Source organism: Enterobacter cloacae complex sp. 394F7 (assembly GCF_057320385.1).
The window spans coordinates 47,457-61,702 of sequence record NZ_JBXWCS010000016.1; the positions used below are offsets into that span (position 1 = coordinate 47,457).

A 14,246-nucleotide genomic window follows, 5' to 3' on the forward strand; every position below is an offset into this window, starting at 1 on the left:
TTGTTAATTGTTTAGAACATTAACCCGAATATTTTCAAGGTGAGCGTGCCGTCTGACGACGACCTCCGCTTCTTTCATTTTCGACCAGTTGGCGATAATATTTTTCGCCTGCGCTTCTTTCGTCATATCGACGTCATTCACTTTCACCACCACATCACCCTGTTTCAGTCCTGTTTCACTGTAAAAAGGCGACGCATTGCGTGGATTAATGTTAAAGCCTTCCAGTTGGCCTTTATCGATTAACGGCTTTAACACCAGATAATCATCGAGATGCAGACTGTCCGCGCCGGCATCTTTTTTCGATTTCGTCACCGGGCTATTGCCTGCATCGCCCTTAAAATAAGGCGGCTGTTTGAGGGCGAGCGTTTGCTTCGTGCCTTCGTACTGAACAACCACGTTATCTTTATTAATTTCATCCACATACGCATCGTCGAACCCCACCAGCGGCTCCCCTTCCCGGTAGCTCTGCTGCCCGGCGGGGGTCTTAATCACGGCGAACGACAGCCACGACTCATCGCTGCGGATGATGCCTTCAATTTCTGCAGACAGCGGCGCTTTTACCGCCGCCGGAACGTCGGCCTGACGGACTGCAGCCGTAAAAAGACCAAACGTTTTGTCACTGTTACGCGGTTTTAGCGGCGCTTTATCAGCATTCGCTAACTTATTCGTAACCTTTTTATAATCTTTAAAAACGACATAACCCTGCTGGCTGCAAAAAATTAGCATGACTAGCATTATGCAGGGCGTCATTAGCCTGGAAAGGAATGCGTTCCTCATTATTATCGGGCCTTTTAGCAAAGCAGGAATTCGCAGCGGTATGCTGCATAACTTAGTGAGCAAATAGTAATAAGCGTGACCAGTGCAAACCACCGGCTTCGCTATTAACTTTAATGAAGAAAATGATTGACCGGAAAAAAAGGGAATGTTAGATGCGGCCTGACAGGTTATTTTTACTCTGGTGTTAAATTGACCATGACAGAGGCTTACCGTACTTTTCGCCCATTGCTATTAAAGAGAAGAGACGGTAAGTCGTTATGTATCAGAGCCATTTTAAATTCAGTACCCCGCCGTTCAGAAATATCACCCGCAAGTCGGGCGATTTTCTGGTGCCTTATCATCAGGATGTGTTTAATCTTCTGAAAGAGAAAAGCCAGCAGGCAGGGATCACCGGGCTCTTTTACCACGACAGCGAACTGCTGGGGCAGTTCAGCGATGCCCTCAAAGCCAGCAGCAAGTCGGTGCTCTGCATTAATGCCTTTCCGAAGCTGAGCGCCAGTAGCCTGCTCTTCAAACTCAACCCGGTAGCGAAAGAGAAGAACAAGCTCCAGGCGGTTGACGCCATTATTCGCCAGTGGCGCGATGCGAAGTCGACCCACAAGGTGCTGGTCATTTCCCAGGCGCAGGCGATGAAGGCCAGCGGCTACGACGTCCTGGGCATACTGCTTACCCGTGCGCAGGAGCTGGATGTTCGCCTGTCGATTGTGCTGATGGGTACGGCCGACCAGGAAGTGATGCTGAAAGCCTCTGCCCTGCAGGAATATGTGCTGACCTGCCACACCCTGCGCAACCTGACCTGCCGCGAGTTCCTGAGCTACGTTGACGCCCAGTGCCACGAGCACGGCGCGGATGTCTCTCCGCTGACGCCCGCTCGCGTGAAAAAAATCCACGCCCTGACTAAAGGCAACATCAGCAAGCTAAACGAACTGGCTCATCTTTCCATGCTGGCCGCCTGGACCGAACGGGCGCCAAACGTTGGACCGCGTCATTTGCGTCTCGCCACCGGTGAAGCCCTGCCAGCGCCTAAGCGTGGTAAAACGCTGGCCTCCGTCGGGTTGTTCGCGTCCGTCCTGTTCGCCGCCTGCGGCTGGATGATGACCTCGTCCATTACGGCAAAACTGCCGGTGGCGCTGCCGGTACCAGCCAGCTGGAAACAGCAGGTAAAAACGCCAGACGCGCCGGTATTGCCGGTCATCGAACATGAGGTGGTGAATCAGCCCGATGCCATGCACCAGCTTTACGCCATGTGGGGCTATGACGCCTCTGCCGACGATGCCCTGTGCCAGAATGCCGCAAAAGTGAACCTGATGTGCAAACAGGGTAATGCCTCCCTGGACACGCTGGCGAATGACGGTTACCCGTGGGTGAGCGAGATTAAAACAGGCGATCACATTAATTACGCCGTCGTGGCGCGTGCCGGGAAAAATTCCCTCGACCTGCTGATGAACAACCGCACCTGGCAGGTGAGCCGCACGTGGTATAACCAGCACGCAACGGGCAATTACACCCTTCTGCACCGCCTGACCCCGTCAGGCAAAGACGAAATCACCGCCGCCAGCGACAGTAAAGATCTTGAGTGGCTGGATCAGCAGCTGAGCGTGGCGCTGGGCGAAAACGAAACGCACGATAAAAACTGGACGGCGGAGCTGATGAAGCGCACCCGCGAATTCCAGGAAAAAATGCACCTCCGCGTCGACGGTATTCCGGGTGAAGACACCCTGATGCAGCTGATGCGCGAAACCCATACCACGCCGAGCGTGTTGATCCAGACAACCCAGGCTAACCCGACTACGCAAGAGAAGCACGCATAATGTCTACCATCTGCCTCGCTGCCCAGCGCAGCTATACCACCGGGGAACCGGTCTGGTTCTCATGGCGTTTGCCGTCATTCAGTAAAATTATCAGCGTGGTGACGCTCTGGTGTCTGGCGCTGTGCGCGCTGATCGTCGCTGGCCTGTATGCGCACGTGTACTGGAACCTGCGCCACCCGGCGCCGGTGATAAAAAAGGTGAGCGTCGCGAAGCCAGACACCACCCTTTCTGATATGCATTACGTGTATATCACCAAACCGTTCCCGCACCCGCAGCCAAAGCCGCAGTCGGTAAAAGTGCAGGAAGATTTACCGCCGATGGACAATATGCCCATTAATAGCGACGAAAATGAGTGGCAGCAGGCACCTGATGGCGCATTGCCGGACAGCCCCGTCACGCATGATACCTCGCGCGATACCTTACCCGGCACCGAAGCGCACGAACAGGCGATGAAACACGCGCAGGCAACGCAGCCGGATGAAGACAATTCATTAAAAACGTTATTTATGCAGGCGCTAAAACAGCAGCAGGATGATATGGCGAAGGGAAAAATGCCCGCACCACCGGTTGACGAAACGCAAAATGCGTCTCCTTCGGTGATAAAAGGAGACGCGGGAGGGGATTAATATTTTTCCGGCAGAGTGGTCAGGCTAATCAGTCGCCCTTTTTCGACCACAATATATTGACCTTTTTTCAGGTCGGAGAGAATTTTAATTATGGTGCTGCGTGCCAGGTTAGTGTATTCCTGAATATAATCATAAATGTTAATATCTCGCTGATGAACAACAATCAGTTCGTTAATTTCTATCAGGAATTCACGGACGACGGAATATGCGCTGCGGGCAACTAAAACATCATCCCGCTTGCTGAGCAAACAGACATACCATGCCAGCACTTTAGTCAGTTCAGGCCACAGCCCGTGCTGAGTCATTAACTGCTGGAATTCGTCCTTATGTATGGTACGAACCACGGTATTACTGCGTACCACGCCCTGCATATGCGTAGAGTTGTAGAAAATAGCGGAGAGACCAAAAATACATTGTCCCTGTAGCGTAAACATACATAAGTCATCAGAACTGCGGCGGAACTCGACTTCTCCGCTGACGATAATGTGAATATTATCGGAGTTGCAGGTTGATATTTTTTGCCATTTTCTTAACGTTTTTTCTTCATACCCGGCCGTTGCAGAAATAATGGCTTCCATTTCATGATGGGGACGTGTTTTTTTACCAAAAATGCTTAACATTATTATACCCAATTAAGATGTTTAAATAAGAAAATTGTCCGGCAAGGTGTTACGTTGCCGTAAAATGTGTTGGTATTCTTTTTGAAATTAAAAAAACCAAAAGAGGACTGTTTCTTTAATTTGATTCATGCTGTGAATCGATGAATCAATCTTAGTTGAGGGCGATTTTAAATCAATTTACTTAAAATGAATTGAGAATGTACTTAAGATTAATCTTATGATCATGCTCACAAAAACGAGGCATTCGGGTTAATCCCGAAGGATTACCCCTGCCCGTATTTCTCTAAAAGTGCTTCGGCAATGGCCATCGTTTCCACATCTGCCACGCCGTTCCACAGCTGCGGCCTGAAGTGCATCTGGAAGACCATAATGATGCGCTTCTGCTGAGCGGGGGTGCTGTTGTCGGGAACCTCGTAACCGTAACGCGCGAGCAAATCGAGTAACGCTGCGGTCTCCACGGCCTGATACCGTGGCCGCCCGTTCATATAGAACGCCACCCGGGACGCGTCGGGCCAGGCGCCAATCCCCTGCGCTGCAAGCTCGCGCCACGGGAACAGCGGACCGGGATCGTCCTTGCGCTGAGGCGCGATATCCGCATGGGCCACCACGTTCTCGGGTTTAATCTGATAGCGGGCGATAATGTCTTTTGCGAGCGGCACCAGGGCCGCAATTTGCGCGGGTTCGAATGGCGAAAAGTGTTTTACCCCGGCCGTTTTTTGCCAGCCGCGATTCTCAAGCTCAATGCCAACCGACGTATCATTAATGCGGTTGGTGCCGCGCCAGAAGCTGATGCCCGCATGCCAGGCCAGTTCGTTCTCGGGAACCAGCTGCCAGATGCGCGGTTTACCGTCCGGTGCGGGCGGCTTCGCCGGGATCAAATAGTGGGAGCTGACGTTCTTGTCCGTCAGCGTGGCCAGCGAACTGTCAAAGTCATCCGCCGTATAGTGGATAACCAGCACCTTGATGCGCGGATAGGCCGCCTGCGCCTGGTGGCGGGTATCCAGTTCATAGGCGCCTTTATCCACAATGCCTTTTTCCGTGGCGCACCCTGCCAGCAACAGCGCCAGCAGGAGTGTTGAAAACGCGCGTTTCATCGACGGGTTTTCACCGCCGTACCGCTTACACTCACCATCAGCATGCTGGCATCTTTACCGACGGTTTCGTAGTCGATATCAATCCCCACAACCGCATCCGCCCCCAGTGCTTTGGCCTGTTCGCCCAGCTCTTTGAAGGCGATTTCCCGGGCTTTACGCAGCTCTTTTTCATAAGCGCCAGAGCGGCCGCCGACGATATCGCGGATACCGGCAAAGAAATCGCGAAAAATGTTGGCCCCCAGAATGGCTTCTCCCGTGACCACACCGCAATACTCGGTAATCGGCTGCCCTTCCAGGGTTGGCGTTGTTGAAAACTGCATGGTTTCTCTCCTTCTTTAGCGTTCAATGCCTTAGCCCATAACTTCACCAGCATTATCGGTTCGTTACGCTATGATTGAAAGGATAGTTAATAAATAAGGAAATCAACATGCGCTACTCTGCTTTAACGCTTTTGGTGCCCTGCGCGCTGGTGCTCAGCGCGTGTACCACCACGGTCACGCCAGCCTTTAAGGATATCGGTACCCGCAGCGGCCCCTGTATAGAGGGCGGCCCGGATACCGTGGCGCAACAGTTCTATGATTATCGCATTCAACACCGCAGCAACGATCTCACCGGCCTGCGTCCGTATCTGAGCGATGGGCTGGCAAAACTGCTGAACGATGCCACGCGCGATCCGCAGCACAACGCGCTGCTGAAATCCGATCCGTTCTCCAGCCGCACGACGTTGCCGGACAGTGCCGAAGTGGCCAGCGCCTCGACCATTCCGAACACCGATGCGCGTAACATCCCCCTGCGCGTGAAGCTGACCCAGGGCACCCAAACCTGGCAGGATGAAGTGCTGATGATCCGCGAAGGCCAGTGCTGGGCGGTGGATGACGTACGCTATATCGGCGGGAGCGTTCATGCCCCGGCAGGCACGCTGCGCCAGTCGATTGAGAATCGCTAAACTCACTGTTTCAGAATTGTAAACCCCGAAAAATGTGCGGCATTTCATGCGGAATGCCGACATTTATACTCGCCGACCTTGGGCTTCGCTATTTTGTGCTATGTTTAAGGGGTATTACGGGTTATATTTAACTTTTAACGCAGAAATATTGCATAACTATTCTGTCAACGGTACTATCTGCGGCCTCAATTGCTATAGATTGCCTGGATGAGTAAAGACTGCCCCGATGAGTATTAAACTAAACGGCATTAACTGCTTCTACGGCGCACACCAGGCGCTGTTCGACATCACGCTGGAGTGCCCGGAAGGCGAAACGCTGGTTTTGCTTGGTCCAAGTGGCGCGGGTAAAAGTTCTCTTTTGCGTGTCCTTAATCTGCTTGAAATGCCCCGTTCAGGAACGCTGGCTATCGCCGGTAACCACTTTGATTTTGCGAAAACGCCGTCCGATAAAGCGATTCGTGAACTGCGTCAAAACGTTGGCATGGTCTTCCAGCAATACAACCTCTGGCCGCATCTGACCGTCCTGCAAAACCTGATTGAAGCGCCCTGCCGCGTTCTCGGTTTGAGCAAGGATCAGGCGATGGCGCGTGCTGAAAAGCTGCTGGAGCGTCTGCGCCTTAAGCCCTACAGCGATCGTTATCCGCTGCACCTCTCCGGGGGTCAGCAACAGCGTGTGGCGATTGCCCGTGCGCTGATGATGGAGCCAGCGGTACTGCTGTTTGATGAGCCAACCGCCGCGCTGGACCCGGAAATCACCGCCCAGATCGTGAGCATCATTCGTGAGCTGGCGGAAACCAACATTACTCAGGTCATCGTCACCCATGAAGTGGAAGTGGCGCGTAAAACCGCCAGCCGTGTGGTCTACATGGAAAACGGGTATATCGTTGAGCAAGGTGATGCGAGTTGCTTTACCAACCCGCAAACCGATGCCTTCAAAAACTACTTATCTCACTGAGAGTGCCAGGGAAAATGATAATGAAAAAAGTATTGATTGCCGCGCTGCTCGCTAGCGTCAGCCTTTCCGCTACCGCAGCCCAGACCATCCGTTTCGCCACCGAAGCGTCCTATCCTCCGTTTGAATCTATCGACGCCAACAACAAGATTGTGGGCTTCGATGTCGATCTGGCTAACGCGCTGTGTAAAGAGATCGACGCGACCTGTACCTTCAGCAACCAGGCGTTTGACAGCCTGATCCCAAGCCTGAAGTTCCGCCGTATCGACGCCGTGATGGCCGGTATGGACATCACGCCAGAGCGTGAAAAGCAGGTGCTGTTCACCACGCCGTACTATGACAACTCCGCCCTGTTTATTGGTCAGAAAGGGAAATTTACCTCTGTTGACCAGCTGAAAGGCAAAAAAGTGGGCGTACAGAACGGCACCACGCACCAGAAATTCATCATGGATAAACATCCGGAAATCACCACCGTGCCTTACGACAGCTACCAGAACGCGAAGCTGGATCTGCAGAACGGCCGTATCGATGGCGTGTTTGGTGACACCGCGGTAGTAACCGAATGGCTGAAAGCCAACGATAAACTCGCGCCAGTGGGCGACAAAGTGACCGATAAGGACTACTTCGGCACAGGTCTGGGGATTGCCGTTCGTCAGGGCAACACTGAGCTGCAGCAGAAATTCAACGCTGCGCTGGAAAAAGTGAAGAAAGACGGCACCTACGAAACCATCTATAAAAAATGGTTCCAGAAGTAATTCCTGATGAATGAAATTCTTCCTTTAGCAAGCGCCGCCGGGATGACCGTCGGCCTTGCCGTTTGCGCACTGATTATCGGCCTGGTGCTGGCGATGTTCTTTGCGGTATGGGAATCTGCAAAGTGGTTCCCTGTCGCCTGGACCGGCTCCGCGCTGGTCACCGTGCTGCGTGGGCTACCGGAGATTCTGGTGGTCCTGTTTATCTATTTCGGTTCCTCACAGCTGCTGCTCACGCTGTCGGACGGCTTTACCCTCAATCTTGGCGTCGTGCAGATCCCGGTGCAGATGCAGATTGAAAACTTCGACGTCAGCCCGTTCCTCTGTGGCGTCATTGCCCTTTCCCTGCTCTATTCTGCGTACGCGTCGCAAACCCTGCGCGGTGCGCTGAAAGCGGTACCGCAAGGACAATGGGAATCTGGCCAGGCGCTGGGGATGTCGAAAGCGGCGATCTTCTTCCGTCTGGTGATGCCGCAGATGTGGCGTCATGCCCTGCCGGGTTTAGGGAACCAGTGGCTGGTGCTGCTGAAAGATACCGCGCTGGTGAGCCTGATAAGCGTTAACGATTTAATGCTGCAAACCAAAAGCATCGCTACCCGCACCCAGGAGCCGTTTACCTGGTACATTGTGGCGGCGGCTATCTACCTGGTGATCACGTTGCTGAGTCAGTACATCCTTAAGCGTATTGACCTGCGTGCGACGCGCTTTGAACGGAGACCAGGCTGATGCTGGACTATTTACCCGAGCTGATGAAAGGGCTGCACACCAGCCTGACGTTGACCGTGGCGTCCATCATCGTGGCGCTGATCCTGGCGCTGATCTTTACCATCATCCTGACGCTGAAAACGCCGGTGCTGGTGTGGATTGTGCGCGGCTATATCACCCTTTTTACCGGTACGCCGCTGCTGGTGCAGATCTTCCTGATTTACTACGGCCCGGGCCAGTTCCCGTCGCTGCAGGAGTATCCGGTTATCTGGCATCTGCTCTCTGAGCCGTGGTTGTGTGCCCTGATCGCCCTTTCACTGAACAGCGCTGCCTACACCACTCAGCTGTTCTACGGAGCGATCCGCGCCATTCCGGAAGGACAATGGCAGTCCTGCGGCGCGCTCGGCATGAGCAAAAAAGATACGCTGGCCATTTTGCTGCCGTACGCCTTTAAGCGTGCCCTCTCCTCTTACTCCAACGAAGTGGTGCTGGTGTTCAAGAGTACCTCGCTGGCCTACACCATCACCCTGATGGAAGTGATGGGCCACGGGCAACTGCTGTATGGACGCACCTACGATGTGATGGTGTTTGGCGCGGCAGGCGTGGTGTATCTGGTAGTTAACGGACTGTTGACGCTGATGATGCGCCTGATCGAGCGTAAAGCGCTGGCATTTGAGCGCAGAAATTAATCACGTTAATGCATAAAACGGTATTGATAAAGCGGGTAACCTGATGGGTTATCCGCTTTTTTTTATTCCATAATAAATATTTAATCATTTATATTGAATATAAATTCATTAAATGGCATTGTACTTTCATAAGACCTACAGACGGGAGTATTACAATGAAAAAGTTAGTTCTGGCCGCATTACTGGCAACGTTTGCCGCAGGCGCAACGGCTGCCGATAAAATCAATTTCGGCGTTTCTGCCACGTATCCACCATTTGAATCGCTGGATGCCAGCAACCAGATCGTGGGTTTTGATATCGATCTGGCGAAAGCGCTGTGCAAACAGATGCAGGCCGACTGCACCTTTACCAACCATGCCTTTGATAGCCTGATCCCGTCTCTGAAATTTAAAAAATACGACGCGGTGATCTCCGGTATGGACATCACGCCAGAGCGTAGCAAGCAGGTGGCCTTCACCGACCCGTACTACGCCAACTCGGCGGTGGTCATTGCGAAGAAAGGGGCTTATAAATCCTTTGATGAGCTGAAAGGCAAACGCATCGGGATGGAAAACGGCACCACGCACCAGAAATACCTGCAGGACAAACATCCTGAAGTGAAAACCGTGGCGTATGACAGCTATCAGAACGCGATTATCGACCTGAAAAATGGCCGTATCGATGGCGTATTTGGTGACACCGCGGTCGTCAACGAATGGCTGAAAACCAACCCGCAGCTCGGTACGGCAACCGAAAAAGTGACCGATCCGCAGTACTTCGGTACGGGTCTGGGCATTGCGGTGCGTCCGGATAACAAAGCGTTGCTGGCAAAACTGAACGGCGCGCTGAAGGCGATTAAAGCTGACGGTACGTATCAGAAAATCAGCGACCAGTGGTTCCCGCAGTAACTTTTTTGCCGGGTGACGGCTTCGCCTTACCCGGCCTACGGGGGGAGTTGTAGGCCGGGTAAGCGCAGCGCCACCCGGCACTCTCTCACAACGGCACGAAGAACCTGAATCGCGCCCCGCTCACCGACTCCATCAGCCTGATCCCTCCCCCGTGTAGTTCCAGCATCCGTTTGACAATCAACAGCCCTAACCCACCGCGATTCTCCCGCGAGGCCTGCGGATTTAACGCTGAAGGCCGCTGGAACAGATCGTCGCGCAGCGCGGCATCCACACCGGTTCCTGAATCTGCCACCTCAACCTGTAGCTTTTCATTCTCCTGCCATACGGCGAGACGGATCTTGCCGCCGGTGGGGGTATGGCGGATGGCGTTATCCAGCAGATTGGTCACCACGCGTTCTATCATCGAGACATCGGCATACACCAGCGGCAGCGGCCCGGGAACGTCTATCTGGAGCTGAAGCTCGCGCGTGCGCGCCGTGAGCTCAAACTTTTGCGCCACGTCGGAAATAAGCTCTCCCATCGCAAAACGCTCGCGCTGGGGCTTGATGCCGCCGTGCTCAAGACGCGCCAGCTCAAACAGCTGCTGTGACAGGTGACGCACCTTTTGCCCCTGACGCAACGCCGTGGCGAGGTATTGCTGATGCTCCTGCGGCGTCAGTGTGGCGGATTTCAGCGACAGCGTCTCCAAATAGCCCAGCAGCGAGGTCAGCGGCGTGCGTAAGTCGTGGGAAATATTGGCGATAAACTCCCGGCGCTGGCGGTCGCTGTCGGCCAGCTGATCCCACTGGTGGGTGATTTTGCGTGCCAGCTCGATAAAATTGTTACGCAGGAGCGCCACTTCATCTTTTGCTGTCGCATCCGGCTGTTGGACCGCCAGCGCGCGTATCGCGCTCATGCTGTCATGCTCCAGCCCGGCCACTTCACGCGTCAATCGTTTAACCGGACGCGTGACCCAGTACCAGACCAGTAAGCCCGCCAGCAGGCCAAACAGCGCCACCCACAGCATTGACCAGAGCACCGTACTCCACAGCGCCTTGTGCCAGGCCATGTCCGCCAGCGCGTTCGACTCCTCGCCCTGTAAAATAATATACAGATAGCCTTTAAGCTCGCCGTCCTGACGTAACGGCGTCGCGCTGAACACTTTCTTGTTCTGGCTACGCGGATCGTCGCCAAAAACCGGCATGGCCGCACCGCTGAGGAACTCCTGTACCGGCGCGAGATTGATGCTTTGTCGCTGAATATGGCCAGGCGGGGCGGCATCGGCCAGAATATCGCCATCCGGGGAGACGACGTACAGTTCCACGCTCGGGTTGAAGGTCATCAGCCTGTCAAAGAGCGGTTTCAGCGCGGTGCGGTCGACCCTGCCCTGGGCGTTCAGAATTGGTTCGCGCTGCACGATCTGTTGCGCCAGGCCGCCAGAGAGACGCTGAACCATGGCGTTACCATACTGCATGCTGCTGTAGAGCTGGACGGCGCAGGCGACGGCGGCACAGAGCATCATCAATAAAATGAACAGCAGCGTCAGGCGCTGGCTCAGGCTAAAGCGGCGCATCATGGTGCGGCTCCGCAAATTTATAGCCTTTGCCCCAGACGGTGCGAATGATCTCCGGCTCGGCAGCGTCTTTTTCAATCTTGATGCGCAGGCGGTTGATATGGGTGTTAACGGTATGCTCGTAACCTTCGTGCTGATAGCCCCACACCTGCTCCAGCAGCGCCAGACGCGAGAAGACCTCGCCAGGATGGCGGGCAAAGAAGTACAGCAGTTCAAACTCGCGCGGGGTGAGATCCACCATCTGGCCGTGAAGCAGCACGCTGCGGGCCAGCGGATCGATCGTCAGGCCATGCGCCTGAATATTCCCGGCACTCTGCGCCTGCCCCATCGCCTGCTGGCGGCGGAACAGCGCCTTAATGCGCGCAATCAGCTCCTGCACCGAGAACGGTTTTGCCAGATAATCATCCGCGCCGGTTTCCAGGCCGGTGATCCGATCGGTTTCGCTGCTGCGGGCGCTAATAATGATCACCGGCAGGTAGCGGGTCATCTGGCGAATACGACGGCAAATCTCCAGGCCGTCGACGTTGGGGAGCATGAGATCGAGGATCACCGCGTCCCACGGCTGTTTTTCAAGGCACTGTAATGCCTTGCCGCCGTCGGGCTCGTGGGTGATGGTGTAGCCTTCATCTTCTAAATTGAGTCGCAGAAGTGCCGCGATATCGTGGTCATCTTCCACCAGCAGGATCTGCTTCATGGGTAAGCCTTATTTCATCTCTTATGACGTAAGCTTACCTGATTTCGCAGGGTTGAAGAGTTCACATTTTGTTGAAGATTTTGCGGGCTAACAAACCACTCAACCGATCGCCTCTGTATTTTCTGAAGCAGCCTCGCAGGATTTAACTTATCCTTTCTGTCCCTCTTTTTATTAAGGTTTTACAGGCGTATGTTCACCTCACACCAGCAAAATCTGGTGCCGGGATTGGCATCCTGCATAACATACTGACGGCGTGATACTTTTTTTACGCTGTGCGTCCGGTTACACTTCAATGGTGAGTCGGACGAGGGCGCTGAAAAGCGCGCCGGTTCTCAGTATGTCCGGTTATGCCAACCTCGTCCGACTCCGCCACCAAAGAAAATTGGCATTTTCAGTGGCGGGGGCAAACCAACATACTGAGGATGTTTATATGTCTATTGTCTCGTCTTTTTCAGACACGCTTCTCACGCTTCCTGTTAATCACAATACCGATTTCACCGAACTGGCCGACTACTGCCAGCGCTACTGCGAAGCGCTGGTAGAAGAAACCGATCCTGGCAGAAAACTCGCGCTCTGTGGCCGCCTCGCTGCCTGTCTTGCCTTACTCCGCCCGATGCTACTGGAGCCTGTGCCGGAACATTTGTATGAACGATTAACGGTGGATGTTTTCCCGGAAAGCGAACCTGCATTCAACGCAGAGGCTGATCAACTGTGCCGTTACTGTGAGGAGATTACGCAACTCTTAATTGGGGGAGTACTTGCGCCGGAGTCAGCCCGCGTAATGGGCGATCTGCTCTTTGAGCTGACAGGCTATTTTGCCGACCAGTTGAAAGCGCCACGCTGGCTAAAAACAGAGGCGGGAGTCGCATTACTGGGGTAAGCAAACAAAGCCGGGTGTCGGCTACGCCTTACCCGGCCTACCCGAACTCGTAGGCCCGGTAAGCGCAGCGCCACCGGGCGATGTTAAGGATTAGCGCGTTTTCACCAACAACGTCAACACTTCATAATGCGCGGTATGCGGGAACATATCGAAAAGCTGAACGCGTTCAATACGGTAGCCCGGCAGATGAGCGATATCTGTCGCCATGGTACGGGCGTTGCAGCTGGAGTAGATAATGTAATCCGGCGCCATCTGGCTCAGATAGTCGCACAGCGCCTTGCCAATGCCCCGGCGCGGCGGGTTGACCAGCACCAGCTCCGGTACGTTGCCCTGGCCGGTCGCGAACTGCGTGGAGTCCAGCGCCTGGAAGTGCAGATTGGTTAATCCGAGCTCAGCGGCAGACTGTTTCGCGCAGGCAATCGCTTCGGCGGCGATCTCAATCCCGGTCAGCTGCATCTCAGGCGTGGCGCAGTGCAGACCAAAGCCCCCGACACCGCAGAACAGATCCCACATATGATGGATGTTTAACGCCCTTACCCAGTCGCGGGCGGTGGCATATAACGCACTCGCCACCGTCGGGTTGGTCTGGAAGAAACTTTGCGGGCGGATCCACAGCGGCACGTTGTTGAACGTTTCCGCCAGCGCATGCTGCCCGGTGAAGAAGATCTCTGTCTCCCCCTCCATAATCGCCATATGCACCGGCTGAATATTGGCGGTAATGACCTTCAGCTGCGGAAGCTGCTCCTGCAGCCACGGCAGCGCCGCGCGCAGTTGTTCCAGCTTGGCTTGCGAGCGCAGCACGAAACGCAGCATCATACCGCCGTCCATCTGGCTCTCGGTCAGGAGGAGATATTTCAGCTCGCCGCGCTTACGGGCGACGTTATAAGGCGTTAACCCCGCGCGGGCAATCAACGGTTTAAGCGCCGCAAAGACGGGCTCAAACGAGGCAGGATAAAGCGGGCAGCCGGTGAGATCTTCCGGCGTACCGTCGCGATGCAGCATGCCCAGTAGCGGTTTTTCTACGCTGCCGCTGACCACCATTTTGGCTTTATTACGAAAACCCTGCTCCGGGCCGCTGACGGGGGCGCACCACTCGCCCACCGCATGTTCAGCCAGCAGCTGTTGCAGGTCGGCCATTTTGGCGGTGAGTTGTTGAGAGACCGGCTGTTCTATCCACTGACAGGAGCGGCAGCGTCCGGCGTCATAGAGTGCGCACTGCATAGGAAAACCTTAAGAATAACGAGGGCTGCGATTATACACA

16 protein-coding genes are annotated in these 14,246 nt (G+C 54.4%); 9 read left to right on the forward strand and 7 right to left on the reverse strand.

What is annotated here, in order from left to right; translation table 11 throughout:
- Positions 1-3: 3 nt before the first annotated feature.
- Positions 4-735: a type II secretion system protein GspC gene (gene gspC, locus AC2FAK_RS20065; RefSeq protein ID WP_029883203.1), complete on the reverse strand. Its 732-nt coding sequence runs from the start codon at positions 733-735 to the stop codon at positions 4-6.
- A 299-nt stretch (positions 736-1,034) separates the two neighbouring features.
- Here gspC and AC2FAK_RS20070 point away from each other — a divergent pair, with 299 nt between their 5' ends.
- Positions 1,035-2,588 (forward strand): ExeA family protein, encoded by a 1,554-nt coding sequence (locus AC2FAK_RS20070; protein ID WP_095455608.1) that lies wholly within the window; start codon positions 1,035-1,037, stop codon positions 2,586-2,588.
- Positions 2,588-3,214, forward strand: a complete 627-nt coding sequence (locus AC2FAK_RS20075) for a hypothetical protein (RefSeq protein WP_095455609.1) — start codon at positions 2,588-2,590, stop codon at positions 3,212-3,214. Before AC2FAK_RS20070 ends, AC2FAK_RS20075 begins: the two co-directional genes overlap by 1 nt.
- On the opposite strand, the gene AC2FAK_RS20080 is transcribed toward AC2FAK_RS20075, so the two are convergent.
- The 3 genes from AC2FAK_RS20080 to AC2FAK_RS20090 all read right to left on the reverse strand — a co-directional run bounded on the left by AC2FAK_RS20080 (position 3,211) and on the right by AC2FAK_RS20090 (position 5,248).
- Positions 3,211-3,834, reverse strand: coding sequence for a helix-turn-helix domain-containing protein (locus tag AC2FAK_RS20080; protein ID WP_047024618.1), 624 nt, complete (start codon positions 3,832-3,834; stop codon positions 3,211-3,213). The two genes, AC2FAK_RS20075 and AC2FAK_RS20080, sit on opposite strands and share 4 nt — an antisense overlap.
- Before the next feature lie 263 nt (positions 3,835-4,097).
- Positions 4,098-4,928, reverse strand: a complete 831-nt coding sequence (locus tag AC2FAK_RS20085; protein ID WP_095455610.1) for an N-acetylmuramoyl-L-alanine amidase — start codon at positions 4,926-4,928, stop codon at positions 4,098-4,100.
- Complete coding sequence (locus AC2FAK_RS20090) at positions 4,925-5,248, reverse strand: heavy metal-binding domain-containing protein (RefSeq protein WP_006174327.1); 324 nt, start codon at positions 5,246-5,248, stop codon at positions 4,925-4,927. Before AC2FAK_RS20090 ends, AC2FAK_RS20085 begins: the two co-directional genes overlap by 4 nt.
- A 107-nt stretch (positions 5,249-5,355) precedes the next feature.
- Here AC2FAK_RS20090 and AC2FAK_RS20095 point away from each other — a divergent pair, with 107 nt between their 5' ends.
- The 6 genes from AC2FAK_RS20095 (at position 5,356) to artJ (ending at position 9,859) form a co-directional block, all read left to right on the forward strand.
- The gene (locus AC2FAK_RS20095) at positions 5,356-5,874 is read left to right on the forward strand and encodes a lipoprotein (RefSeq protein WP_013097359.1); all 519 of its coding nucleotides are present in this window, start codon (positions 5,356-5,358) and stop codon (positions 5,872-5,874) included.
- Between the two features lie 226 nt (positions 5,875-6,100).
- Positions 6,101-6,829 (forward strand): arginine ABC transporter ATP-binding protein ArtP, encoded by a 729-nt coding sequence (gene artP, locus AC2FAK_RS20100; RefSeq protein WP_013097360.1) that lies wholly within the window; start codon positions 6,101-6,103, stop codon positions 6,827-6,829.
- 20 nt (positions 6,830-6,849) lie between these two features.
- The gene (gene artI / locus AC2FAK_RS20105) at positions 6,850-7,581 is read left to right on the forward strand and encodes an arginine ABC transporter substrate-binding protein ArtI (protein ID WP_020689903.1); all 732 of its coding nucleotides are present in this window, start codon (positions 6,850-6,852) and stop codon (positions 7,579-7,581) included.
- Between the two features lie 6 nt (positions 7,582-7,587).
- Positions 7,588-8,304, forward strand: coding sequence for an arginine ABC transporter permease ArtQ (gene artQ, locus AC2FAK_RS20110; protein WP_013097362.1), 717 nt, complete (start codon positions 7,588-7,590; stop codon positions 8,302-8,304).
- Positions 8,304-8,972 (forward strand): arginine ABC transporter permease ArtM, encoded by a 669-nt coding sequence (gene artM, locus AC2FAK_RS20115; RefSeq protein WP_013097363.1) that lies wholly within the window; start codon positions 8,304-8,306, stop codon positions 8,970-8,972. Before artQ ends, artM begins: the two co-directional genes overlap by 1 nt.
- A 155-nt stretch (positions 8,973-9,127) precedes the next feature.
- Positions 9,128-9,859, forward strand: coding sequence for an arginine ABC transporter substrate-binding protein ArtJ (gene artJ, locus AC2FAK_RS20120; protein WP_013097364.1), 732 nt, complete (start codon positions 9,128-9,130; stop codon positions 9,857-9,859).
- Between the two features lie 85 nt (positions 9,860-9,944).
- Here artJ and AC2FAK_RS20125 read toward each other — a convergent pair whose 3' ends face one another.
- Entirely contained in the window at positions 9,945-11,414 is a 1,470-nt protein-coding gene (locus AC2FAK_RS20125; protein WP_095455611.1) for a sensor histidine kinase, read from the reverse strand.
- Positions 11,398-12,105 (reverse strand): response regulator transcription factor, encoded by a 708-nt coding sequence (locus tag AC2FAK_RS20130; RefSeq protein ID WP_095455612.1) that lies wholly within the window; start codon positions 12,103-12,105, stop codon positions 11,398-11,400. The genes AC2FAK_RS20125 and AC2FAK_RS20130 overlap by 17 nt, the downstream gene beginning before the upstream one ends.
- Before the next feature lie 430 nt (positions 12,106-12,535).
- Here AC2FAK_RS20130 and AC2FAK_RS20135 point away from each other — a divergent pair, with 430 nt between their 5' ends.
- A complete protein-coding gene (locus AC2FAK_RS20135) occupies positions 12,536-12,985 on the forward strand; it encodes a hypothetical protein (RefSeq protein WP_062934932.1) in 450 nt (149 codons plus the stop codon).
- A 90-nt stretch (positions 12,986-13,075) separates the two neighbouring features.
- On the opposite strand, the gene rlmC is transcribed toward AC2FAK_RS20135, so the two are convergent.
- Complete coding sequence (gene rlmC / locus AC2FAK_RS20140; protein WP_095455613.1) at positions 13,076-14,206, reverse strand: 23S rRNA (uracil(747)-C(5))-methyltransferase RlmC; 1,131 nt, start codon at positions 14,204-14,206, stop codon at positions 13,076-13,078.
- Positions 14,207-14,246: the final 40 nt, after the last annotated feature.

Coding starts and splice junctions, on each gene's coding strand:
- gspC (WP_029883203.1), bottom strand. CDS start 735: ATGCTAGTCATGCTAATTTTTTGCAGCCAGCAGGGTTATGTCGTTTTT.
- AC2FAK_RS20070 (WP_095455608.1), top strand. CDS start 1,035: ATGTATCAGAGCCATTTTAAATTCAGTACCCCGCCGTTCAGAAATATC.
- AC2FAK_RS20075 (WP_095455609.1), top strand. CDS start 2,588: ATGTCTACCATCTGCCTCGCTGCCCAGCGCAGCTATACCACCGGGGAA.
- AC2FAK_RS20080 (WP_047024618.1), bottom strand. CDS start 3,834: ATGTTAAGCATTTTTGGTAAAAAAACACGTCCCCATCATGAAATGGAA.
- AC2FAK_RS20085 (WP_095455610.1), bottom strand. CDS start 4,928: ATGAAACGCGCGTTTTCAACACTCCTGCTGGCGCTGTTGCTGGCAGGG.
- AC2FAK_RS20090 (WP_006174327.1), bottom strand. CDS start 5,248: ATGCAGTTTTCAACAACGCCAACCCTGGAAGGGCAGCCGATTACCGAG.
- AC2FAK_RS20095 (WP_013097359.1), top strand. CDS start 5,356: ATGCGCTACTCTGCTTTAACGCTTTTGGTGCCCTGCGCGCTGGTGCTC.
- artP (WP_013097360.1), top strand. CDS start 6,101: ATGAGTATTAAACTAAACGGCATTAACTGCTTCTACGGCGCACACCAG.
- artI (WP_020689903.1), top strand. CDS start 6,850: ATGAAAAAAGTATTGATTGCCGCGCTGCTCGCTAGCGTCAGCCTTTCC.
- artQ (WP_013097362.1), top strand. CDS start 7,588: ATGAATGAAATTCTTCCTTTAGCAAGCGCCGCCGGGATGACCGTCGGC.
- artM (WP_013097363.1), top strand. CDS start 8,304: ATGCTGGACTATTTACCCGAGCTGATGAAAGGGCTGCACACCAGCCTG.
- artJ (WP_013097364.1), top strand. CDS start 9,128: ATGAAAAAGTTAGTTCTGGCCGCATTACTGGCAACGTTTGCCGCAGGC.
- AC2FAK_RS20125 (WP_095455611.1), bottom strand. CDS start 11,414: ATGATGCGCCGCTTTAGCCTGAGCCAGCGCCTGACGCTGCTGTTCATT.
- AC2FAK_RS20130 (WP_095455612.1), bottom strand. CDS start 12,105: ATGAAGCAGATCCTGCTGGTGGAAGATGACCACGATATCGCGGCACTT.
- AC2FAK_RS20135 (WP_062934932.1), top strand. CDS start 12,536: ATGTCTATTGTCTCGTCTTTTTCAGACACGCTTCTCACGCTTCCTGTT.
- rlmC (WP_095455613.1), bottom strand. CDS start 14,206: ATGCAGTGCGCACTCTATGACGCCGGACGCTGCCGCTCCTGTCAGTGG.